The 24,812-nt window shown below is 52.4% G+C and carries 14 protein-coding genes and 2 tRNA genes; 6 read left to right on the top strand and 10 right to left on the bottom strand.

Going from position 1 to position 24,812, the window contains the following annotated elements:
• Positions 1–134: 134 nt before the first annotated feature.
• The 4 genes from CFLAV_RS32110 to CFLAV_RS09450 all read right to left on the bottom strand — a co-directional run bounded on the left by CFLAV_RS32110 (position 135) and on the right by CFLAV_RS09450 (position 9,946).
• Entirely contained in the window at positions 135–4,475 is a 4,341-nt protein-coding gene (locus tag CFLAV_RS32110) for a glycoside hydrolase family 78 protein (protein ID WP_007414477.1), read from the bottom strand.
• A 227-nt stretch (positions 4,476–4,702) separates the two neighbouring features.
• Positions 4,703–8,575: a beta strand repeat-containing protein gene (locus tag CFLAV_RS09460; protein ID WP_007414476.1), complete on the bottom strand. Its 3,873-nt coding sequence runs from the start codon at positions 8,573–8,575 to the stop codon at positions 4,703–4,705.
• A gap of 362 nt (positions 8,576–8,937) precedes the next feature.
• Positions 8,938–9,013: transfer RNA gene (locus CFLAV_RS09455), tRNA-Lys, on the bottom strand.
• 126 nt (positions 9,014–9,139) lie between these two features.
• Positions 9,140–9,946, bottom strand: a complete 807-nt coding sequence (locus tag CFLAV_RS09450; protein WP_007414475.1) for a M48 family metallopeptidase — start codon at positions 9,944–9,946, stop codon at positions 9,140–9,142.
• A 956-nt stretch (positions 9,947–10,902) separates the two neighbouring features.
• On the opposite strand from CFLAV_RS09450, the gene larA reads away from it, so the two are divergent.
• Together larA and CFLAV_RS09440 are read left to right on the top strand one after the other, a co-directional pair.
• The gene (gene larA / locus CFLAV_RS09445; protein WP_007414474.1) at positions 10,903–12,165 is read left to right on the top strand and encodes a nickel-dependent lactate racemase; all 1,263 of its coding nucleotides are present in this window, start codon (positions 10,903–10,905) and stop codon (positions 12,163–12,165) included.
• Between the two features lie 171 nt (positions 12,166–12,336).
• Positions 12,337–13,803 (top strand): arylsulfatase, encoded by a 1,467-nt coding sequence (locus CFLAV_RS09440; protein ID WP_007414473.1) that lies wholly within the window; start codon positions 12,337–12,339, stop codon positions 13,801–13,803.
• Between the two features lie 17 nt (positions 13,804–13,820).
• Here CFLAV_RS09440 and CFLAV_RS09435 read toward each other — a convergent pair whose 3' ends face one another.
• Positions 13,821–14,927 carry a formylglycine-generating enzyme family protein gene (locus CFLAV_RS09435; RefSeq protein WP_007414472.1) on the bottom strand — a complete coding sequence of 369 codons (1,107 nt, stop codon included), beginning with the start codon at positions 14,925–14,927 and terminating at the stop codon, positions 13,821–13,823.
• Between the two features lie 222 nt (positions 14,928–15,149).
• On the opposite strand from CFLAV_RS09435, the gene CFLAV_RS09430 reads away from it, so the two are divergent.
• Together CFLAV_RS09430 and CFLAV_RS09425 are read left to right on the top strand one after the other, a co-directional pair.
• Entirely contained in the window at positions 15,150–15,860 is a 711-nt protein-coding gene (locus CFLAV_RS09430; protein WP_007414471.1) for a hypothetical protein, read from the top strand.
• A 251-nt stretch (positions 15,861–16,111) separates the two neighbouring features.
• Positions 16,112–16,960 carry a CPBP family intramembrane glutamic endopeptidase gene (locus tag CFLAV_RS09425; protein ID WP_007414470.1) on the top strand — a complete coding sequence of 283 codons (849 nt, stop codon included), beginning with the start codon at positions 16,112–16,114 and terminating at the stop codon, positions 16,958–16,960.
• A 442-nt stretch (positions 16,961–17,402) separates the two neighbouring features.
• Here CFLAV_RS09425 and CFLAV_RS09420 read toward each other — a convergent pair.
• Positions 17,403–17,492 (bottom strand) — tRNA-Ser (locus CFLAV_RS09420).
• A gap of 314 nt (positions 17,493–17,806) precedes the next feature.
• Between CFLAV_RS09420 and CFLAV_RS09415 the strand changes: the two genes are divergently transcribed.
• Both CFLAV_RS09415 and CFLAV_RS35485 read left to right on the top strand, forming a co-directional pair.
• The gene (locus CFLAV_RS09415; protein ID WP_007414469.1) at positions 17,807–18,781 is read left to right on the top strand and encodes an NBR1-Ig-like domain-containing protein; all 975 of its coding nucleotides are present in this window, start codon (positions 17,807–17,809) and stop codon (positions 18,779–18,781) included.
• 48 nt (positions 18,782–18,829) lie between these two features.
• Positions 18,830–19,015, top strand: coding sequence for a hypothetical protein (locus tag CFLAV_RS35485; RefSeq protein ID WP_160164541.1), 186 nt, complete (start codon positions 18,830–18,832; stop codon positions 19,013–19,015).
• Between the two features lie 57 nt (positions 19,016–19,072).
• On the opposite strand, the gene CFLAV_RS09410 is transcribed toward CFLAV_RS35485, so the two are convergent.
• The 4 genes from CFLAV_RS09410 to CFLAV_RS09395 all read right to left on the bottom strand — a co-directional run bounded on the left by CFLAV_RS09410 (position 19,073) and on the right by CFLAV_RS09395 (position 24,783).
• A complete protein-coding gene (locus CFLAV_RS09410) occupies positions 19,073–19,549 on the bottom strand; it encodes a hypothetical protein (protein WP_007414467.1) in 477 nt (158 codons plus the stop codon).
• Positions 19,550–19,614: 65 nt separating this feature from the next.
• Positions 19,615–20,904, bottom strand: coding sequence for a TolC family protein (locus CFLAV_RS09405; protein WP_007414466.1), 1,290 nt, complete (start codon positions 20,902–20,904; stop codon positions 19,615–19,617).
• Complete coding sequence (locus CFLAV_RS09400; protein ID WP_007414465.1) at positions 20,901–24,062, bottom strand: efflux RND transporter permease subunit; 3,162 nt, start codon at positions 24,060–24,062, stop codon at positions 20,901–20,903. Before CFLAV_RS09400 ends, CFLAV_RS09405 begins: the two co-directional genes overlap by 4 nt.
• 28 nt (positions 24,063–24,090) lie before the next feature.
• Entirely contained in the window at positions 24,091–24,783 is a 693-nt protein-coding gene (locus CFLAV_RS09395) for an RraA family protein (protein WP_007414464.1), read from the bottom strand.
• Positions 24,784–24,812 lie beyond the last annotated feature (29 nt).

Below are 24,812 nucleotides of genomic sequence, written 5' to 3'. Positions count from 1 at the left end.
ACTTGCATCACCGAAATAGGGGATGCTTCAGAAGATTTCGTTTCAACCCGGCCGCGGTTCGCTTCGAAACTTTTCGAACACTTGATTCCAAAACGAAGTTTCACGACTTTTACAACGTTCTCTCACTTGTTAACCTAAGGATATAACAATCGATAAAAGACGCCACCATTGCCCGGGTTGATGGGAAAGAAAATTTGGTTGGTGGTCGTTGCTCCAGCGACATCAAACCAATTAGTGCCGATCCCGACATTCAAGTTATTGGTCTGCACTTGCAACCGCCAACCGAGGTGGTCGCTGGGCCAGTTAAGCATCAAACTGTTGGCTGATACTTGAAACAGGAGATTGGTTGGATTGGTCGCGGGTGGAACCACGACTTGAGTGGGAGTTCCAAACATGGTTATTCCCGCATAGCCACAATAACCGTTCTCGGACCCCGGAGTGGTAAAGTTAAACTTCACGGCCGCCACGTTGGTCGCCAACACACCCGTTGAAGAGGTCACCACTACTCGCGTGGCGGACTGAATGCCGCTGGCAATCTGGGGATTATAGTTTACGACCGCCAATGAAATGAAATTCGTGGGGGCCATGACTGTGGAGTAAGAAATAGTGTAGGCCTGTTGATCCCGGCCATTGTCAGCCCAACCGCCGTAAACCGTGATGTTAGTCAGGTCGTAACCGCTGGCAGAATTGGTGAGCGAATAAACCAACAGCGAACCCGCCCCGCTACCGTTGCCGCAGGTTACATAGTTCGTGCTGGTGGTATATCCCGAAGTTCCGGGTATCTGGGTGAGCGCGAGACTGTGGCTGGTCGTCAGTGAAAAAACGCTCCGACCGGGAATTTCCATGCTGAAATTGCCACTCATGCTGCTCGGACGTTGACCGGCGATCAAGCTGCCGTTGGTCACAATGGTCCATGGCGGGATATAGGTACCACTGCCGTTCCCAGTCTGGTTGGTTGTAGAAACGAGGACGCTCGGCGTCACAGGAATTTGAAGCGGTGAAAACCAGGCATAGTGGCCGGAACCAACAGCGTAAATGGCGAAGCCATTGGAAGCGCCAAGATAACTCACACCGGGTGAAGTGGTCGCCAGGACGCCGCTTTCCGTGATGGCACCGGCATTTGAGGTTGGCAAATAAATTTCGGCGGTCGTATTTGGCGGAATCTCCATATCCAAATTGAACACGCCTCCGACATTGGTCCAGGCAGTAGAGATCAGCCCGGGCGTTGAATTGTAGCTGGTATTGGCCCAGGTCAATCCGGCGCGGGGAACCGGCTGGATGCGAATCGTCTGATAACCCGGGCTCGCTGGTTTGATACCGCCAACAACACTATATAAGTATTCGCCCACGGCACCAAAAGCATAGTGATTGAAGGAGTTCATGATGACCGTCTGAAATCCGCCGCCAGGCGTCCACCCGTCCCAACGTTCCCACATGGTTGTGGCTCCGAGATTCACTTGGTAAAGCCAGGATGGATAGGTGGTCTGAAGCAACAGTCCATAGGCCAGATCGTCGCGATCAGCGGCATGCAATGCGGGCAACAGGCGTGGTGTGCCGATGAAGCCAGTCGCCAGGTGACCACCAAACTCGGAGATGGTGTCGGCGAACTTTTGCGAAGCCTGGGCACGCAGTGCGTCAGGAACCAAGCCCAGCGTGAACGCCAGCGCGTAACCGGTTTGATCACTGCCGTCCTTGAACGAGCCATCGGGATTGAAGAAACCGGCGAAGGCGACGACGATGTTGCTGTGTAAGGCGGCGTAGGTGGCGGCATCTGAAGTCTTACCTATGGCGGCAGCCATCTCCGACATTGCTTGCGCATAATAAGCGTAATAGGCAGTGTCCATCACCGCTGAGGAAGCTCCTCCTCCCAAGTTGAGCCAATCGCCAAAATCCCCGGGCAGACTTGAAATCACGTAGTTTGACGCACTGGCAGCATCGAATTGTCCGTTGCGCTGCATGGCGGCGTAATGCTCGCTGATGACATTGGTATCGCCATAGGCTCGATACATATTGTAGGGGCAGATCCACCCGGCATCACCCCAGGCGGTCCCGCCGCTGCCCGATCCCATATCAGGCGCAACCACGGCAAAGGAACCATCAGAATGTTGAGAATCTTCGCATAGCGTGACCAGATGCCGTCGGAAGAAGGACTGGACGTCGAAATTGTAAGCGGCAGTTGGAACGAAGAATTCCGTGTCCCCGGTCCAGCCCAGACGTTCATCGCGCTGTGGACAGTCCGTAGCCGTTTCAAGATAATTGCCTTTCTGTCCCCAAATGATGTTGCTGAAGAGCTGGTTCAACTGCGGATTTGAACATTGGAAGTTACCAGTCCGCGGCATGTCCGAATGGACTACGATACCTGTCACTGAATTCAGTGTGGGCGGCACCTTGAGTCCCCGTATTTCAACATAACGAAAACCGTGGAAGGTGAAACGTGGCTCGTAAACCACCGTGCCATTAGTGCCGAAAGTATAGAAGTCGGTCGCAACCGCACCACGAAGATTTGCCGTGTAGATTGATCCATCGGGATTCAGCATTTCACCGTGCCGCACTGTGATGCGGTCGCCAACGCCGCCGCTAATATTCAACCGCACCCAACCGACCATGTTCTGGCCGAGATCAAAGGTATAACAATCCGGTTTCGGCAAAGTGAGATTCGTGGCTGCCAGTGTTTCGAAACACCTTGAGGGTTCAGTGACCGCGGCTTGCACTTGAAGTCCACCCAGACCAGGAAACGCGGCCGAATTACCGTAAAGCGCCTGATTGATGGTCAACGTCTGGCCTCCACCGCCAATTTGAACCGTGGCGTTTTCCCCAAAGAATAAGGTCTGGTTCGTACCGCCGAGCGTAAAATTGATTTCCAATATTTTAACGACGCCGTAGGCAGGATCGCCGCCCATGGTGGTATTATTCACCGAAAAATTGAGTTGGTTGTTTGTCACGAGCCCCCGAACGATGGTCGTCACGTTCGAGTAACCACCGCTCGTGGCCTTCAGGCCGGTCAGTACCGGCGACCACGCGTTGTCATTAAAATTGGTCGTGTCCCATCCAGGCACTTCTTGTCGGGCGTCATAGCCCGATCCGATTAGCAAATCGCCAAATTGAATCGGACCATAGCTGGCTTTCCACGAACCATTGCTGACCACTGTCTGCTTGCTTCCATCCGCAAGTTCCAGGATGAGCTGGGCCAAAAATCGCGGTGTGCCGCCATAGTTAAGGCGCGAACCCTTGAAGGCCACATCGCTGGCATACCAACCGTCCCCGAGGATGGCACCGATGCTGTTTGCACCTGCCTGCACCATACCGGTGACGTCATACGTTTGGTAATAAACTCGTTTACTGAACTCGGTCCAGCCGGGAGTGAGCACATCGTTCCCGACTTTCTGGCCATTGATATGCAATTCATACGCACCTAATGCGGTCACATAAATCGATGCCCGCTTGATGCTTTGCCCGACCACAAAATTTTTCCGCAAATAGCTGGCCGGAACCCGCGCGAGGTCATTCAGCGACGGAGTGCCCCACGGTGTTCCGCCGCTGGTGGGAGTGATCCACGCTGAATCATCATAATTGGTCTGCGTCCAACTGCCCGTCGGCCATTGTGCCGCTTTCCAGGAAGTGTCCACCGGTATGTTGGATATACTGCCCGAGGAAAATTGGACCACCAACCGGCCAATCACAGTGGCTGACTCCTGGGCATCGCCGCTCGTGGCTCCGAGCGCCAGTACATTGGTACCCGCGTGCAGCCAGGGCGCTACATTGATTCGGGAGGTGGCTTCCCAGCGTGCTGCCGAATTCGTCATCTGCTGTCCGTTCACAAAAACGTCACAGGAATTATCCGCATAGAGTGCCACGATGGCGTTGGTAATATTCTGACCCGCCGGCAGGATCACTTTCTTCCTTAATGAAGATTGATAAATGCCGTTCTGCGGCGTTTGTCCCGGGTAACTAATCCAGTTCAAGCCCGAGGTGTTGAACAAAGCGTTGTTTGCTGCCTGTTCCGGCGTCGGGTTATATGCCGCATCGAAGCCCACCCACTGCCCCGTCCAATCCGATTGCGACAGCAGCCCCATGGACCATTGCGCTGGCGCGCTCCAGGCTGACACATTGTTCCCCCCGTCATATACCCGCACCTGCCAGTAACATTGCTGCCCACTGGTCAACGGCTGGCCCGCGTACGAGATATCCAGCGTCGCCGGACTCATTACTTTCCCGCTATTCCATAAATCTGTCATCCCCGCCGACGAACCAACCTGAATTTCGTATGCGGTTTGCACCTCTCCTCTCGCAGTTCCGGTTCTTTGAAGTTGCCAGGACAATCTGGGAGGGACGTCGCCGATGCCTTGCGGATTTACCCGGTTGGAGCAGCGCAAGTTCACTGGTGGCAGCGCTGCCTGCGCGTTTATGCCAGCCACGCTGGTTACAAACAGGATGGCACATAGCACTGTCCGAACAAAATGTTTAGAGTAATTCATCGAAACCTAATTTCGGGGAGTTTGGATATGCGTTGGAAGAGGTGGCAGAGGTGCCGAAGCGAAATGGAAACCAGTCGAGCATGCGGATTCCATTCACTCCAATCCTTTGAACCGGGCATTTCACTTTGGTACAACTACCGAGTTTTATTTTAATGACCCTTAACAAGCCAAGTGCCCGGAGACCTCAAGGTCTCCGGGCCAAAACCGTTTTGCCCTTCGCCTCAATCTTAAGGCATGCGCAGCTGGAAAAAGCTGGCTGGCTGAGCGGCATTGATTGGCACTGCATTCGAGAATGATCCAGTGCCACTCAGCACACCGGTCGAGTTCGTCGTCCAAACAACCGGGGCCGAAAGGTTGGTAGTACTGAGCCAGGTGTAGGGCCGGTTCGGCGTGCCGCCGGTGCCCGTCAGAATCAGATTACCATTTGCGACATATGGTGAATGGACCGTCGGAGATGTTGGCGCCGACAGGTTGACTCCCTGCAATACGATTTCAGCGTAGCCGGAATAACCGTTGTCCAAGCTGCCGTTCTGTCGGGTGAAGTCGAATTTTACAGCGGCGACCTGTGTGGCCAACGGCGAGTTGTCCAAGCGAGCAATCGCGACGCGGTTGACTGAAGGTCCGCCAAGGTTTGGCGGATTATAATCGACCGTTACCAATGGGATGAATGTGCCTGGGGCCGACAGTGTGGAGTAGGACACATCGTAGAACTGACCGTCGCGGTCAAAATTGCCCCATCCACTGTAAACTACAATTTTGTTCAAGTTCCAACCAGTGGCCGCACCATAGATAATGGAGGACCCTGCTCCGAAGCCACCACCACACGTGGCAAAGTTGGTGTTACCCAGTCCAAACGGACCAAAGGTGCCGTCGGTTAGAACAGGCAGACCACCCGTAAAGGGTTCATTATTGAAATTGCCCGCGAACGAGCCAGGCCCAACGCTGCTCGGGAGTTGGTTTTCAATCAGGCTGTCGGTTTCGACAGTCCACGTGGGCGTATCCGTGTTCTGATTCTCTGTCGTTGTCGCGATGGCGTTGGCCGGCACAGCTCCAGAAGGAACGCCATAAACCGCAATTTCATCGTAACCTGAATAAGCGTTCTCGCCGACCGGTGAGGTGAAATCAATCAGCACAGCGGTTACGTTGGACGCGAGTAATCCCGTAGGGCTGACCAAGGTCACCCGTGAGTACGATTTCGTATTACCAGGATTGGCAGGGTTGTAGTTGACGCTCGTTAAGGGGACAAACAAAGGGTTCGCCACGGTGGCGTAGTAAACCGTGTAAGCCTGCTGATCACGTCCGCCATCATTCCATCCGGCCCCCACAGTGATGTTGGTGAGTGTGTACCCGTTAGTGAAGACGCTGGTATCGAAAGTATAAGTGACATACTGACCAGCGTTCGGCCCGCAGGTGGCGAAACTGGGATGAGCACCTGAATTATCAATGGAACCATAGGTGCCATCCGTAAGTGCGGGAGTACCACCTGCCAGGTAGTAGGAAGCGGGATTTACATCCGGGTCATTGAAGTTTCCCGTTCCCATATCGCTGGGAGCGGCGTTGGCGATGAGACTGCCTGAAGCGACCGTCCACGTGGGACCGAAGGCTTGAGCGTCAGAAGTCTGGGTGGCAACGTCCAGCACAACGTTATTCGCATCGGCCGCCGGTACGGGAATAACCGTGAGCGCGCAAGCCCGGCTGGAACTTGATCCCGAGACATTGGAGGCCACCAGACGGTAGCCGCCGTTGGTGGCGGTGGAACTGAGTTGCAGATTATTCAACGTCAGAGTCGACAACGTGGCTCCGGCGATGTTGGCACCATCTTTTTGCCACTGGTAACTCGTTGCACCGTTGAAGGTCGCCGTCATGGTAAGCTGGCTGCCTACCACATCCGAGGCGTTGAGCGGCGAGACATCCTGCACCAGAATTGGCTTGGGCGCGGAAGGCACACCAAACAAAAGAATCTGCGAGTAACCTTCCCAATTGTTTTTAGGTGGCGCACCCACCATATTAAAGTCGAACATCACTGCCGCAACGTTTTGCGCCACGGCTGTCCCTGAAGGCACCAGTGTCACCCGAGTGGCCGACTGTGCATTGGCAGGATCCGCCGGGTTGTAATCCACGGTTGCCAGCGCGTTGAAAGATGTCGGTGCCGCCACGGTCGAGTAATAAACAGTGTATTTTTGTTCATTGCGCCCCCCATCAGCCCAACCGCCGAAAACCATGATATTGGTCAGGTCATAGCCGGTGGCCGAAGCAGGTAGAGTGTAAGTAATCGACTGGCCTGCCGGATTGATACCGCACGACACATAATTGGGAGTGGTGGTAAAAGGTGCCGTTGTTCCGGGCATGAGTGAAAGTGAGCCATTGCCTCCAGCCGTCAAAGAATCTACAACCCGAGTATCAAGCTCCATGCTGAAATTGCCGAGGCCAACACTACTGGGTAACTGTCCCGCAATCAGACTGTTATTCGTTGACACGGTCCAGGTGGGAATAAATTCACCAAAACCGAGGCCAGTCTGGGCAGCCAGTTTGGTGATGACACCATTAACCGGTGCCGGCACGCTGCTGACCGTTAGCGGCCTGGCGGCGGAATAGGAAACTCCCAGGTTGTTGGTCGCGTTAATTGCCTTCAACTGATACGAACCTGAGTCTGCAACCTGCAGGTTATTGAGTGTTAGCGTCGTCGTTGTGGCTCCGGGAATGTCGTTGGTCACCGCGCCGACGACCTTCTGCCATTGAAAGGTGGCGGCGGGGGAATTACTGAAGGCCGCCGTAAAAATCACCTGTTCGCCTACCATATTTGCTGCGCTGGCAGGCTGGGCATCCGTGAGCAAATAAGGTGCAGGAGGTGCGGTTGGAGGCGCGGAATTGATCCCTTCCACAATGATTTCAGCATAGCCGGAATAACCGTTATCCACGCTGCCAGCTTGCGGTGTGAAATCGAATTTAAGGGCACCAACGTTTTGGGCGAGCGGCGCGCCTGTGGAAGTACTGATGGCTAACCGATGTGCGAACGGGGCGGTGCCATCGGCAAGCGGAGGATTATAAAAAATACTTGTCAGAGGAATGAACGTCGTGGGGGCTGACACCGTGGAGTATAAGACGTTGTAAAATTGACCGTCACGATTGCGATTTCCCCAACCGCTGTAGACAACTATGTTCGTGAGATCACTCCCGTTCGCGGAATTGGTGAGCGTGTAAATGAGAGAATTCCCCCCCGAAGCGCCGCCCGTCGCATAGGTGGCGGCGGAGTCAACAGTTCCAAATGTACCGTCCGTCAGCGCCGGGGTGCCGGTTGCAAACTCTTGCTGAAAATTGCCGCCACCAACAGTGCTGGGAACTTGTCCGGCAATCAAACTGTCCGTTTCAATGGTGAAAGTGGGGCTGTTACCGGCACCAGGAGTTTGATCACTGGTTGAAATCGCAATAGGCAGTGCGGTCACTGTGGCCGCCGCTGTCCCCTGCACCGTGATTTCCGCATAACCAGCATAACCGTTCTCGACAGTTGGAGCTGTAAAGTCGAATTTAATCGCCGCAACGTTCGCTGCGATTGGCGCGCCCAATGAGTCTGTCAACATCACACGGTTGGCTGATGGCCGGCCGCCGCCAACCGAAGGATTGTAATTGACGTAGCCCAAAGAAATAAAAGAGGTGGGATTCGCCACGGTGGAATAAGAAACATTATATGCCTGCGCGTCGCGGCCATTATCACCCCACCCACTGTAGACGGTAACATTGGTGAGGTTGTATCCGTGAGCGGAAGCCGGGAGAGTGTAAACTAATGTCGCACCTGCCCCGCCACTGTTGCCGCAAGTGGCAAAAGGTCCCGTGCCGCTACCCACCGGGCCAATGGCACCATCAGTTAATTTGGAACTGCCGCCAGCTGCCTCCAGGGTAAGGTTACCGGAAGAACTGCTGGGAGAGGCCCCGGCAATTAGACTATCAGTGGCGACGGTCCAATTGGGAGTAAACGAGCTGGCGCTGTTCTGATTGTCCGTAGTGATGGTCAATGCCGCAGAAGCAGCACCGACGAAGAACAGCGTAGCCAGGCAACCAAGGCTCACCGGAATTTTGCGTTTGATGATTTGGGCTTTGTTCATATTGATTTCGCCAGCGACATTATCTGGCTGGATAGGTTTGTTGGTGGATTCAGGGTGACGGCGGTGAACCCACAGTCGACGATCAATTTTTAGGTTGTTAGCTTCGTTAGACAGACAAAGTCGAGACGGGAATAATTCCGTCCTTGTTTGATTGTGTTTGGCTGATTGAGGTGGAATATAGGGAAAAAGTATCGACCTTCATATCCCTGAATATGGTTAAAGCTCTATCACCGAAATAGGTGATGCTTGCAGCGGCGACTAAACATACTCATTTTCCCGACTTGATCAGACGCTGTGAATGGAGAAATAAAGCTAAGAAGATAATGAACCTTACTTGGGGAGGTTCAACCTGAGGTACGAAATGGTGGGTTGGCAGGGACTCGAACCCTGGACCAATGCCTTAAAAGGGCACTGCTCTACCAACTGAGCTACCAACCCACTGAAAAGTGCAGAACCAACCGGCGGCGTTGAGGATGGTTTACATCAAACGCGCCGCGAAAACTAATCAACGAACCGCCTTCATGCAAGGGTTTTTTCCAAAAAGTAACAACGCCAGTAATGGAATTATTTACTTGTTTGGTTGCTTGCCGCCTGGGCTTCGGGCAGCCACTTCTGTATATCGGCAATGCGGGTGGCATCGACCGGATGATCGCTCAGGAAGCCAGGAGTCGTCCCCCCACCCTGTTGCTTGTTGTATTCGGCAAAGCGTTGCCAAAAAGCCAGCGCGGCTTTCGGATCGTAACCCGCCTTGGACATGTAAACCAGACCGATATGATCCGCCTCGGATTCCTGTTTGCGGCTGAATGGCATCAACACACCATATTGACTGCCAGCACCGTAGGCCAGTGCGGCGAGCTGTTGGGTGGTTTGTGATTTGTTGCCCAACGCTGTACCAATCAACTGTTGGCCCTCCTGGGCAACCATTTGGTGGCTCATGCGTTCATCGCCATGATGAGCGGTGGCATGCGCGATTTCATGGCCCAAAACTGTGGCCAGCCCGGCTTCATCCTGTGTGATTGGCAAGATGCCGGAATAGACGCCCACTTTGCCACCGGGCAGGCAAAAGGCATTCGCTTCCTTGCTGTCGAACACGACGAATTCCCACTGGGCATTGGGCATGTCCTTGCCCGCAACTTCCGCAATGCGCTTGCCGACCTTTTGGACGAGGGCATTCTCTGCCGGGTTCGTGCTGATCTTTTGTTCCTTTTTCATTTTATCGAACTCGGACAATCCCATCTGCGTGGCTTGATCTGCAGAAACCAGGCTGAGTTGGGAACGTCCAGTCACGGGTGCAGTCTGGCAACCGGTGAGCGTCCAGATGGATAATCCAAAGGTAATGCACGAGAGGTATTTAAGTGTTTTCTGCTTCATGATTTTATCAATTTTCAATAACCAATCACAATTTCCGCCAAATTCAACCTAAGACTCCGCCCCAGAGAAATTGCGATGGGTGGTTCGCTAAGTTCAATCACGAATGAACTCGAATAGGCACGAATAAACACTAATTAAGACGCGGATGCTATTTTTCAGGCTGGAATGTCGGAACGAGTGCTAGCGATAGAAGGTCGGGGTAGAAAACTTGTTCCCGCACTTAGATTTATCTACGTTCTTACTTTAACTAACTTTTTTGTTGACATATGCTGGCACATGCCCATACTTTGGTAATTATTCGTCAACATTCGATATTTGTATGACTTGCCAAGGCATAGCTGGAAATAGAGGGATTGATCCCCTCTCCCTTAATCCCTCTTCCCCGCTTGGGCGTGGCGAGGGAAATTGGCGTCGATGGACGGTCGACGGGATGGGCAGTTCGGACGGTATCGGTCGGTATTGGACGCCAAAGGTCGGCAACGGTCGGTTAAAAATTTTATGCGGAGAGTTGGGATCTGTGTTAATGACCCGGCGGAGTCTAACGCCAGATAACGGTACATAACGGTAAATAACGCCAGATAACGGGTGAAAATTTTTTATGCAGGTAACAGTTGGCAGCCTTGGGGCAGTTCTGGTTTATACCGAATACCAAAATTAATTTCCGGAATGAGGAAAGAACCGAAATAAGAAGGAAGCGATGAGCTCGATGAAAGTGAAGACACAAACAGCCAACTCCTTGGAGAGGAGAAACCTCATTAGTCATTGGGTGCAGGGTGCTTTTGATTTGAGGCGGCGTTGTCGGCCTAGGTGTTATCTTTCAGATAGCGCCTGCGGCCTCCGCCTTCCTCAAACCAAAATCCCCTCTGCCATTCGGAAATTTCTTTTGGTATTCGGTATAACCTTTCCTAACGATCTCATTTTGAGTAGAGACTTGTCGAATATCTGGTCCATTTTGCATGAACGTCAAACTTGCCTACGGTCACGGACACTTGTCCATTGATTTGCCCGAGAACCGCACCACTGTGATCGAGCCTTCCCGAATACCGGGTTTGGCTGATGAACGGGCTGCGGTTATCGCTGCCTTGGAGAATCCCATCTCCGCCAAACCGTTGCGTGACTGGATCAAGTCGACGGACAAGGTGTGCATTGGTTTCACAGATATTACGCGAGCCACGCCCAATGACCGGATTATCCCGTGGCTGCTGCAACATTTGTCGCATGTTCCGAGGGAAAACATCACATTGCTTAATTCATTGGGCACCCATCGCCCGAATACTCGTGAAGAACTTGAGAGGCTACTGACACCCGCAGTGGTTCGTGATTACCGCGTATTAAACCATGAGCCCGAGAATCCCGCCGAGCTCGTTCAGTTCGGCACCACCCGGGATGGCACCCCTGCGCTGATCAACCGTCATTTGGCCCAAGCGGACGTGCGCATCATTACCGGTTTTATTGAGCCTCATTTTTTTGCCGGATTCAGTGGCGGACCGAAAGGGATCATGCCCGGCCTAGCGGGATTGCAGACTGTGATGAGTAATCACGGTGAGAAAAACATCGGCCATCCCAGATCAACATTTGGCGTGACTGAAGGCAATCCGATTTGGGAGGAAATGCGCGATATTGCCTTGCGCGTGGGACCGAGCTTCCTGCTCAACGTAACTTTAAACGAGCAGCGCCAGATTACCGGGGTGTTCGCAGGCGACCTGGTCGCCGCCCATAAAGCCGGCTATGAATTTGTGCGGCAATCCGCAATGCAACGGGTAAAAGCTCCGTTTGAAATTGTTATCACCACGAACAGCGGTTATCCCCTTGATCAAAACCTGTATCAGGGTGTGAAGGGAATGAGTGCGGGTGCGCGCATCATTCAGAAGGGTGGAATGATGATCCTTGCCTGTGAATCCCGCGAAGGGGTTCCCGCGCAAAGTCCCATGGACATGCTGCTCCGAAGCGCAAAAAGCCCTGAAGAGATTTTGACCATGCTTGCAACTCCTGGCTTTTTGCGTCCCGAACAATGGCAGGCTCAAATTCAGGCCCTGATTCAACGTAAAGCAAAAGTATTGCTATACAGTTCCCTGCCCGATGAAGTCGTTCACGCCGCTCACCTTACTCCATGTCACGATATCAGCGCTGTAGTGAATGATCGACTTCAAGAACTTGACCCCGGCGCACGGGTGGCTGTGCTGCCGCAAGGGCCTTTAACCATCCCCTATCTGGCCTGACCTGGCAATTATTGGTCGCACAACAAAACGGCTCCTCCGGTGTTAAAATGATCAAAGAATGAAGCTTTCCGGCGGTTGGTTGTCTATTTTCGATAAGCAAGGCCGCCAAACAGCGGCCAGAATAAAATAATTGGCTTTAAATTACCGATTTAATTTATAATCAACCACATAATGTCTCGTTACACTTTAAGTCTTTGCCGGAAGCTTTTGCTCTGGTCGATGGTTTCGTTCTCGGGGCTCCTAACCCTGACCTCAGACGCTCAAACGAGCACCAATCGGCCCCCTGCCCCGCGGCGTCCGAACATTATTCTCATCCTTGCCGATGATTTGGGTTATGGCGATCTCGGTTGTTATGGACAAACACAGATAAAGACACCGAACATCGATAAACTGGCTGAAGACGGTATGAAGTTCACCAGCTTTTATGCTGGCAGCACCGTTTGTGCGCCATCACGAGCCACTCTCATGACCGGTAAAAATACCGGCCACGTAAACATCCGTGGAAATGCTGACCTTTCTCTTAACGGTGAGGAGCTTACCATTGCGAAAATTCTGAAACTTGCCGGTTACGCAACAGGATGTATTGGCAAGTGGGGCTTGGGAAATGAAGGTAGTCCCGGTCTGCCGGGTCGACAAGGCTTTGATGAGTATTTGGGTTACCTGGACCAGGTTCAGGCCCATGACTACTATCCCACACATCTTTTTCGCAGTGATTCAAAAGGTGAGGAATCAAAAATCGCACTCACTGAAAATGATGCTGATCACAAGGGTCTTTATTCCAACGATTTTTTTACTCAATCCGCACTGAATTACCTTCGCATCAACAAGCCGAGCAAGCTCAACAAACACCGATCCTTTTTTCTGTATCTTCCTTACACCCTGCCGCATGCCAACAACGAATTGGGAAACAGAACCGGCAACGGCATGGAAGTTCCCAGCACCGAGCCCTACACAAATGAACAATGGCCTCAGGTGGAAAAAAACAAGGCTGCCATGATTACGAGGCTCGATCACTACGTTGGGGAGATCATGGATTATTTGAAAAAGTCCAAGCTCGACGAAAACACCGTGGTGATTTTCGCGAGTGACAACGGGCCTCACAAGGAAGGCGGGGTCAATCCCAAATATTTCAACAGCGCGGGCGGCCTGCGTGGCATCAAACGTGATCTTTACGAGGGCGGCATTCGTGTGCCCTTCATCGTGCGCTGGCCTGCCAGGGTAAAGGCAGGCAGCATTAGCGATGCGCCACTTGCCTTCTGGGATTTTCTGCCGACCGCTGCCGAGATTGCCCGCACCTCAAGCCCAACCAATATCGATGGCATCTCCTTCCTTCCCACCCTCTTGGGCAAGGCTCAAACCAATAGGCATCAGTATCTCTATTGGGAGTTTCATGAGCAGGGATTTGATCAGGCTGTCCGCATGGGTGACTGGAAGGCCGTCCGTCATGGTATCAATGGTCCAATCGAGCTTTATAATCTTAAGACTGATGTGAGCGAAAAGGACAATGTCGCCGATAAGAACCCAGAGGTGATGGCTAAAATTGCCGATTACCTCAAAAAGGCCCGCACTGATGACCCTCGTTGGCCGGCAAAGACAGTCGCCGAGATCAAAGAAGACCAGGAAACGAAGGTTAAATAATTCGCTCTCCGGTGATTTTAGTTGGACCAAACACAGCGAAACCCGCTGTGTGACAGCCCCGTGTCCGGCGTGCATTTCATGCGTGAACTCGGCTTGTAGCCACTGCAATAAACATCATTGCAAAGATACGAACCGCCACGTTGCACACGCTTCTTCGCACCGGGTTCTTCCGGATCAAAGCTATCCTCGGGACCCTTCGGGTTTTTTCCAACGCTTTGCGCGTAATAGTCCGGGCGATACCAGTCTGAGCACCATTCCCAGACGTTTCCAGCCATGTCATGGAGCCCATAGCCATTGGGCTTAAAGGTGGCCACGGGAGCAGTTCCCTTGAATCCATCAGCACCCGTATCTTCATTTGGAAAATGGCCTTCCCAAATATTGGCCTGCCAATTTCCATTGGTGTTCATCTCTTTTCCCCAGACATACGGCTGGCGGTCCAACCCACCGCGAGCCGCGTACTCCCACTCAGCCTCGGTGGGCAACCGCTTACCCGCCCATTTCGCATAGGCCATGGCGTCTTCCCACGCGACGTGAACTACCGGATGCTTCTCACGACCTTTAATCGTGGAATTGGGACCTTCAGGATGACGCCAATCGGCTCCGGGAACATATCGCCACCAGGCTGAGGCATCAGTCAGAGGCACAGATTCGGATGGAGGAGAAAATACCACTGAACCGGGCACCAACAGAGAAGGATCAGCATCGGGATAATCCTTCGGGTTAGGCTTTCGTTCGGCCATGGTGATGTAACCGGTTGACTGCACGAACTTCTCAAACTGTTCGTTCGAAACCTCTGTCTTATCCATCCAGAATCCATGCACAGTCACTTGATGAACAGGCTTTTCATCCGGTCTGCCTTCCTCTGAGCCCATATAAAAAGTCCCACCTTGAATCCATGCCATTCCATTGGTGTTCGGCACAACTGCTTCCGATCTTGGCGCGGTACCGTTGGTCGGAGGTGTATCAACCGGCTCAGAACGGGGCACTGGAAACGCGTTTTCCTTGTAGCTTCGGGTTTGTTTGACCAACTTGTACATCCAAAGCCCCCACAGGACTGCCCCGAAAACAAAAGCACTCGCGATCAAGGCGGGCCAGAAATAACTGCGTTTTGCATTATTACTCATATAACTGGATTATTATTTCCCGAACTTATCCCAAGCACAACCGCCAAATTATCTGGTTTTCCCCCGCCCGGCATTAATTAGTTACCAAAATGGCAGCAAATGAAGCTTTCCAACCGAATCCCAGGCTGCATAATTCTCTCGTTCAGACTTATCCAAACAGGCGATCGTTTCACAATCGTTTTACCACTGGCCTTTGTGCCGGAAAAATATAGTTGGTGACTAATGAGAACATCATTGAAAATCCTGGTCTTTCTCGGTCTCGTCGCTGGCATGGTAATGGGTTATAACCAATGGAAAACCATTACCCGGTTGCGCGGGGAAAATAATGATCTCAAAAGGAAAATCGAAGAGGTCAAGGCCACTGCAGAATCCAATTTCGATCGGAAGCTGGTGGATTTAGACAAGGATGTCGACCTGCTCCGAACACAGGTAAAAGAGCTCCCCCGATTGCGGAATGAATTACAGCAACTCAGAAGGTCGACGAATGAACTGGCAAAGCTACGTCTGGAAAATCAACAATTAAATGCAAGACAAAGGGAATCGGTTGCCCTGCCATCAACGCCCGTTTTCAGCCAGGGCGTTTTGATGTCAAAGGAGAATTGGGTGTTTGCAGGGTATGCCACTCCTGAATCCGCTCTTCAATCCGCGGTCTGGGCCATGAGCAAGGGTGATCCGAAAACCTTCATTGCAAGCTTATCACCGGAGATGCAGACAGAGATGAAAAAAGAGTGGGATCAAAAGCCAGAATCTCAAATCGCTGCGGAGGGAAAGGAAGGCATGCAAAAAATTACCGGCTACCGGATTCAAAGCACCAAAACCATTTCAGCAGATGAAGTCATCCTAAGCATGCATCTGGAGGGCGAGGATAAAGTTGAAGACCTGACCATGAAGCGATTGGGCTCGGAATGGAAGCTCGCGGGACCAGTCAAATAGTCGCCGTCAGTTCACCAACTGTTTTGCATCCTTGCCTGGCGGAAGCGAAAGGTGAGCGCCCGCCAGGCTCGCAATCGCCAATAAAATTCATTGTGACGGCTGGTTTGCGCCTCAAACCACTTATCGCCACGCAAACCTCTCCCCCTCTCATCAAGTAACCCAAGCGAACGCACCTCCGTAGATAATGCCGGCCTGTGTGCTAGGTTTCGCTCGACCTCGTTGCAGCATAACGCAAGAATCGAATAGAACGCATGAATTTAGAAGGCATACCACCAATCATCACAACGAATGACTCCAACGAACAACCAATTAGTGTGGCTCGTTGGCGATGGTGGGTGCACCTTGTGCTTTTGGCACTATTCCCACTGACGATTGGGGCTCTGACGATATTTTCGGGAAGCCGCAAAGTTGGTCCCGCTCTTCCCGAAGATGTCACCGGACTGCTTTACGTCTCCGTTTCCGAGCTCGGCTTCTTCACCGTTCTTTTTTGCATTGCCTGGCTTTTTTCCCATGCAAACGGAAAACAACTGTTGCTGAGGTGGCGTGGAAGCTGGCAACCCATCGTCCTGGGTTTCGTGGGTTCGATAGTTCTACGCATTGCCGTGATGGTTCTGGCTACAATTGGCATGATTTTTTGGTTCCTGCTTCGGGGAATGAATGAGAAGGAAATGCAGAACCTGAAATCCCAGTCAGAACATATCATCAATGCTTCGGCACTCACAAATAATCCGCTCTACCTGTTCCTGACATTGACGCTGATCAGCTTTGTGGTCGCCGGGTTGCGGGAGGAACTCTGGCGTGCTGGCATGTTGGCAGGATTTAATGCTTTGTTCCCGAAAAGCCATGGCAGCTTCAAAAAGGAAATGGGATATGTCTGTATCGTGGCTGTGTTGTTCGGTTTGGGACATACACTGCAGGGTTTGAGCGGCGTTCTGCTGACCACACTGCTTGGAGTTGGACTGGGCGCAATCATGATCTGGCGCAAATCGATTTGGGAAGCGGTCATCGCTCACGGTTTTTTCGATGCGAGCACTTTTGCGATGCTCTACATGCTCGCAAAATATTTTCCAGAAGCCTTGAAGCATGTGGCCTCGATTTGAAAAAGAATTCGCATCGGCAATCAAAAAAATAACGGGTGGCTCCATACTTCCCCCACGGAGCCACCCGACTTTATCCAGTTGCCAGAGGCCCTGGACCGCAGTGAAAAACTATAAACCTTACCTAATGAAGCGAAATGGGATATAATCTCTAATCAAGACAGAGGAACTTCCCCATGTAAAGGGAAAGGCGGCACAGCTGACTGCGCCGCCCCAACCTACTAACCAAACATGGAACTAACCATGAGGTAACAAAAGCTAAGTCGGCAAATCCATTTTCCAACTGGGGTGTTCACCCGGTGGAATGCCATAAGAAAGCGGGCGACGGTGCAGTTTGTATGAACGAATGCTGCAGGGACAGAATCCACTTACTCAATTTACCTCCAGCAATAGAAGAATTGCCTCGGAGCGAAAGCTGGATCGCCCACCCAAAAGGACCTTAAAATGGCGGAAGGGGTGGGATTCGAACCCACGGTAGGGTTGCCCCTACTCCTGATTTCGAGTCAGGTGCCTTTAACCACTCAGCCACCCTTCCATACTACGACCATCAGTATGATACATTCTTTGCACGAGTGCTTGTGCACAGCAAGCGAATAGTAATGATTTGATGATCGGGATAAGCCAGGTCGGGAAAGCCGTGCCGGTCTGTTATGAGCTCAGAGTAACGATCCCTGCTTTGCCGCTGCAGCCTTACTCATCCCTTCCAGCAAAATGACCAGCCCTCATGGTTGCAACAAATTTCACAGTACAATCTGACGTTAAAAAGATTGAAATTCGTTGGCAATTTGTGAACAATAGATTCCGGCCCCATTACGAATTGCAAGAGGACGTTTTCTTAAGTCGGCAGTCATGAAAAAGCATAATATTTTCGCTTCCGCCTCCCCTATTGGCATCGTGTCAATTTCTTTGGGGATATTGATTGGAAATATCAGTGTTCTGGCAGCGGACAACGCGGCTTTGATTTCCGTTTCGGTCACCAACAACCAGCCGGTGATGCCGAGAACAATTTTCACCCAGACTTGGACGGTTCAAAATACTGGAACGACAACCTGGACGGCGGGTGCGTCGGGTTACACTTTAAACATGGTCGGCCGGGATAGTTTGGGCGCGATAGAGCTTTACACAAATACTGCATCGAAGCATTACAAGCCCACGGCGATTATTAACGGCGGACATTCGGTAGCGCCGGGTCAACAGGCGACGTTCAGCATGAGTTTCATCGCGCCTGAGCCGGCTGGATTGTATACCGATACTTTTCAGATGAACAGTGCCAGCAGTGTTTTCTTTGGACCGATGTTGACCGTGCAGGTCACGGTTCAAAGTGCAGGCTCAACCAACCAGTATGACAGGGCCAGGGCAGTTTCCTTTGCCAATAATTATGCCGGTTATGTGGTCCCGGATGGCTACTTTTGGACGAATAGCTCCGGTTTTTATTTTTACGGCTCGAACGCTCCAGTTCCCACAACCTTAATTGGGGATGATTGTGCACATTTCGTCTCCTGCTGCATCGGAAGACAGACGAATGAGTGGGGCGGCGGTTTGCCTATTCCGAGTCGCGCATCGCCGACTTACGGTGAACCGGGTGCAGGTCGGTTGGTGAGTACGGTCTTGATCGGGGGCGGTTATGCGAAGGAGGTTTTCTCACTGAACGACATGATGCCGGGAGATGTAGTGGGTTGGAATTGGGAAGGCGATACAAACATTGCCAACCTGGACCACGTCACGTTTTATGTTGGCAACGGCATGCTCGCATCTCATGCCGCCTCAGCGCTCGATGTTTCCGCCAACACGTGGTACCAAAGCTCGGAATCGCTTGCGGTGTGACATCTGGTCCACATTTTCGACGCTCCCACCGTCAACTTTGCCGAGGTGATGGGGAACAAAATGGTTTTCTCCTGGGGAACCAACTGGACGGGATACGTCCTGCAGTCGTCCACATCGGCTTCACCGGGAGCAACCTGGGCTAAGGTCACGACCACCCCAGTCAAGGTGGGTAATCTGTACCGTGTTACAAACAGCATGTCGGGCGTGCGGTTTTATCGTCTGGTACATCCCTGAGTTGACTGCACATCCGCGGAAACTGGATGAACCCGCTATTTTGCCAAAGCTGTCTCGCTATTCATACCAGCCAATCATACGACCATCCTGCAGACGAATGATCCGGGGATCGTCATTATTCTTTGGTTGATTGCCATCTCGTTCGAGATGAATCACCAGCTTTTTTCCCTGTTTCACCTCGATGGGAAAGGTCGCGCGTCCATACCAATCAGATTCTGCCCGCAATAGATAATGTCCTGCGGGAATGGGCACGATGCTGGGCGCGTTGTCCATGGTCCCTACATGGTTGGGAACATATTTCACAAAGGTTCCATTTGGATCCATTATGGTATAGCCAGTGTGGGGGTAATAATAGGTTGCCCAGCCAAGAATCCGTGTCTGTGTGGTGCTATAAACCCTGAGATACCCGGCGGAACGCGGATTTGTTCGCAGCTCTTCCGTACTCTGCTTTGCAGCGGATTCGGGCTGATTTGAAGCGCAGGAAACCAGAAACGAAACCATCAACAACGAAACGCATTGTGTTATTTTTTTCATTGTTCTTCCTTTCATTTAAATAAATTCCACAAATGACATGTCGCGAAGACCTGACATCGGCGCGCCTATTTGATCTCTCCGGTTTGGTAGCTCAGGACCGATTTCCGGACCTGATATTCATATTTGGCCCGGGCTTGTGCTATTTCCGCTTCAGTCTTCGCCAACTGCGCCTGGCTTAATTCAACAATGGAGCTGGAGCCGACCTTGTAGCGGGCTTGAGCCAGATCAAAGGCATCATTGGCGCTCTCGACCAACTTGCCGGTGAGCGTCACCCGCTCGGCCGCGTAGTTCAGGTTCAGCGCCGCGAGCTTCACATCACGGACGATATTGTTTTCCTCATCGAGCATGGTCGCCTCCACTGCTTTCGCCCTGAGTTCAGCCTCCTTCGCGCGGGCCGAAAAGAGGAAACCGTCAAAAATGGGCAAACTCACGTTAATCCCCGCAGCGGCATAGTTGTCATTCAATTTGGAATCATGCAGAGGAATAATTCCCGCGCTGCCCATGGCATTGATGGTTGGGTAATGCAGATCCTTCTCTGCGCGGGCAAACTTTTTTGCGGCCTCCTTCTCAAAGCGCAGCCGCGCCAGATCCGGCCGGTTCTGCAGGGCTTTTTCGACCAATTGATTTTGGTCCATATTCAACGAGGCTGGAGAAGCTGTATCCAGCAGATGGTATTGTTGCTGGTCACGATCTCCCAAAAGCGCCGCGAGCGAGGCAAAAGCCCCTTGCAGGTCATTCTCCGTTTTGGCCAGCAACAGCTTGCCTTCCTCCAGGCTCACCCGCGCAAAACTCACATCCAAACCCGATTTCAGCTTGTTGTTCGCAAGTTCATTTATCTGGTCAAAAAGCGTCTGCCGTGTCGCCACCGTCTGGTTAGCCACTCCGAGAACGGATTGCGCCTGCAAGGCATCAAAATACGCGGCATCCACTTGCAACACAATTTGCGCGCGCGTTGCCAGAGCATTTTCCTCCTCGGCCCTGGAACGCAATTCCGAACTCGCCGTCAAATTCGCGGTGCGTCCGAAATCGTAGATTAACTGGTTGACATTAATGCCTTCCGCATTTCGATCCAGGATGAGTGGGTTGTTCAAGCCGCCAGCGGCGATACGCGTATTGTTGCCAGAGCCTCCAGCGAGCGTGGCATTCCCGGTGATCGTGGGATAGTAAGCTGACCGTGCTTCACGGGTCACCTGTTTGGAAGCGAGGGCTCTTAGCTCCGCCGCCGTAATCCGGGGATGCTTTTGCAGTGCAATGGCCTCTGCATCCTTCAGACTCAACGGTTTGGCATCCTCCGCCGAAGCGGTGATGCTCGCTAGAACCAAAAGGCAATGAATGGTCAGTTCAACAAATCTCATATGTTACCTTGCTTCGCAGTAGTTGGGAGGACCTCACCCGCCTTCGTCTGGCGACGGCCATAGACGAGCAGATAGGCCGCCGGCACGATGAACATGGTCAGCACGACGGAAACCGCCAATCCACCAATGATGGCCCGGGCCAGAGGCGCATAGGCTTCTGATCCAGTGCCCAGCTTGGCGGCCATCGGGATTAACCCAATGAGCGTAGCCAGCGAGGTCATCAGCACGGGACGCAAACGCACACGGCAAGCGACCGTAATCGCTTCCAACAACGGTTTTCCATCCTCCCGCAAACGATGCGTAAACTCCACGATCAGAATGCTGTTGGAAACCACGATTCCCACCATCATCACCACTCCCATCAATGACATCACATTCAACGTCGTACCAGTGATAACGAGTGTGATGAGAACACCGGTAAGACCAGTCGGCACAGCCAGCAAGATCAGGAAGGGATCGCGAAATGACTTAAATTGTGCGACCAGAATCAGATAGACCAGGACCACGGACAAAATAAGCCCCAGACTGAAGCTTTTGAACGAGGCGTTCATTCCCTGCACCATGCCACGCACGTTAATACGGACGTTTTCAGGAAGCGATGTCTCGCCGATCTCTTTGTTGACCGAAGTCGCCACCGAGCCGAGATCTTCGCCTGATGTTGCCACGTAAATATCCACCACCCGGCGCAACTGATAATGATCCACCTCGGTTGGAGAATGAATGTGTTTAAGATGTGTGACAGCATCCAGGCGGGCAGGAAATGTCTTGCCGGCGGAACGTAATGGGATGGCCTGCAATTCATCCAGGGTCTTGATGTGATTTTCCGGATACTGAACGGTCAGCAAATAATCGTTGCCGCTCTTCGGGTCGACCCAAAAGCTCGGCGCAATCATTCCATCCGACGTCAAGGCCGTAATCACATTGCCGACCACTTCGCGCGAGGACAATCCCAACTGACTGGCCCGGGTGCGATCGATGTCGAGCTGGATGGCTGGATAATCCACATCCTGTGGAACCAAGACGTCGCTCACCCCTTTTAGTCCCCTGATTCTGGCAGCGAGTTCCGTCGCGGTATGATGCGCCGCCTCCAGATTGGAACCGCTTACCTGTATGTCGATTGGCGCCGGCAAGCCGAGGTTTAGGACTGCATCGAGCAATCCGCCGGATTGTATATAAGCACTGATTTGCGGCAGGTCGTTTCGGAGTCGTCGCCGCACTCGTTCCATATAATCATAGCTGCCGCGTTTGTGCTTCTCCCTGAGGCTCACCTGCACGAAGGCCGTGTGTTGACCGGAATTGCTGGTGTACATCGCGGAAAAGTCCGGGGTGATGCCGATGTTTGCCACGACAATTCCGAGGTCATCCTTATCCACCTCCTCGCGAACAATCTCCTCCACCTTTTTTATAAAATCCTCGGTGTTTTCAATTCGTGTTCCGGTGGGCGCTTTGAGGTTAATGACAAATTGCCCCGGGTCCGTGCGTGGAAAATACGAAATCCCAACGAATTTGAACAATCCAAGGCTGAGCACGAAGACGCCGGTGATGACCAAAATCGTGGCCCAAGGCCGCTTGAGCGACCAACCGAGCAGCAGTCCATATTTGTCGAGCATCGCTCCAAACCGGGTGTTGAACCAGCCGTTAAAGCGGTCGCTAAATGATTTCTTTCCATGGTCCGCCCCGTGTCCATGAGCACTTTTAATGAACTTCGCACAGAACAAAGGCACGACGGTGAGCGCGACAAAATAGGAGGCAAACAGTGCGAACACAACGGCCAAGGCCAGTGCCGAAAACAAAAATCGGCTCACTCCATAGAGAAATGTCACCGGAAAAAATACGACGGCAGTGGTCAACGTGGCCGCGAGCACTGGCAGCGCCACCTCCTGTCCGCCCTTCTCCGCCGCAACCTCAGGCGTCTCGCCCAGTTCCAGATGGCGAAAAATGTTTTCCAGCACCACCACGGAGTTATCAATCAAGCGCGAGAATACGAGCGCGAGTCCGCCCAAAATCATGGAGTTGACTGTTCCACCACCCATTCCGAGTGCGATGAAGGTCGCCAGAGTGGATAGAGGTATCGAGAGGAATACAGCGATGGTCGCCCTTGTGCTGGCAAGAAATATCAAGATCATCAAGCCGGTCAGAAGCAACCCGATGGCGCCTTCATGAATCAGGTTTTCGATGGCGGTTTTTACGAAGACAGACTGATCGAAGACCACTTTGGTCACCAATTCCTTCGGCACATCCAATAAATGGGAAACGGCATTCTTGATGCCATCGACCACGGCAATGGTATTGGCATCGCCGCCTTGTTTGAGCACAGGCAGATAAACCGACTTCTGACCATCCACCCGCACAACATTGTTCTGTATCTGCGAAGCATCCTTCGCCTCGCCGACATCCGCCACCATTACCGAAGCGCCCCCAACGGTTTTAAGCGGGAGATGATTGATGTCTTCGATGTCGCGCAACTGGCTGTTGGCATAAATATTGTAATCGAATGGACCAATACGCACATCGCCAGCTGGAAGAATCAGGTTGGAATCGTTCACCGCGCGCACCACGTCCATCACGCTCAGTTGATGCGCCTCCAGTTTCAGCGGATCGACATACACCATGATCTGGCGATAACGTCCACCGAATGGTTGAGGCACCGAAGCACCAGGAACGTTGGCCACCTGATTACGAACATTAAACTGGCCGAGGTCGCGCAATCTTGTTTCGTTCAGTCCTTCACCTTTCAACGTGATCATGCAGACCGGAAGACTGGAGGCATCGAACTTGAGCACCACCGGCGGCAGGGTTCCAGGCGGCAGACGTCGCAGGTTGGCAGAGGCCAGGTTGCCGATGGTGCTGACGGCCGTATCCGGATTACTGCCGGGTTGGAAATAAACTTTGATCAGGCTCACCCCCGGGAGAGAGCGGGATTCGATATGATCCACACCGCTCGCAAGCGTAAAGAAACGTTCAAAGCGGCCGGTGATGTCATTCTCGATTTGCTCCGGCGGCATGCCAGAGAAGAAAGTGGCCACCACCACAACCGGAATATTAATCGGTGGAAACAAGTCCACCGGCATCCGGAGAAGGCTTGTTACACCTACCACACAGGTGATGAGGCAAATAACGATAATGAGATACGGATAGCGGAGCGCGAATTTAGTCATGAGAGTTCCTGGTAAATGAAATTAAAACCTATGGCTTCTGTTTGACCACAACCCTCAACTTTTCCAGCGAGAAATCTGCGGAGCGGCAGAGCGCGATTACTTTTCTCTCCTGCTCCAACAACCTGGCGGCAACTGCTGGAATCTGGCCGGCGATTTCGCCGGGTACGGAAAGAATTCCATGCCGGTCAGCGTGAATCAGATCTCCGGGCTTGATTCTCAATCCGCCGATTTCCACCTCACCGCCAATTTCCACGATATGTGAGTACGCGTGCGATACCGCCACGCTGCCGGCAAAAAATTGAAACCGATTCGACTCAACCGCTGAAAGATCGCGAACGGCTCCATTGGTTATTGCGCCGATGCAGCCCAATGCCTGCAAAATGCTCGAATGTACCTCTCCCAGGAATGCTCCATTTCCCGGGAACTCATCCACATCCTGAATCACCACCACGCGAGGTGTCGGGAATTTCAGAATTTGGTTCCACCAATCTGTCCTGTCGGGATAGGCATTTCCCGCGATGGGTGGGCTGGAACATTTGATCTTAAGCGTCACTGCATAGCCCAGCATTGGGGCGAGACGGGGAAACATACAGCGAATGCTCGCGTCAGCGTAACCCTCGTTGCGCAAACGGAGATCAAAAGTGTCGATGGCATTGGCAATGGTGCAGGTTTCCAGCCTGCGGAGCGACTCAAACTGATCCAGTGAAAGAACGGGTGTCATAGGAATAATTCAAACAACTTAGGCAAAAA

Origin of the sequence: Pedosphaera parvula Ellin514, from assembly GCF_000172555.1 — a bacterium.
In the GTDB taxonomy this organism is placed as follows: Bacteria; Verrucomicrobiota; Verrucomicrobiia; order Limisphaerales; family Pedosphaeraceae; genus Pedosphaera.
The sequence above is the reverse complement of the archived record's forward strand: the minus strand, read 5'-3'. Positions and strand labels throughout refer to the sequence as shown.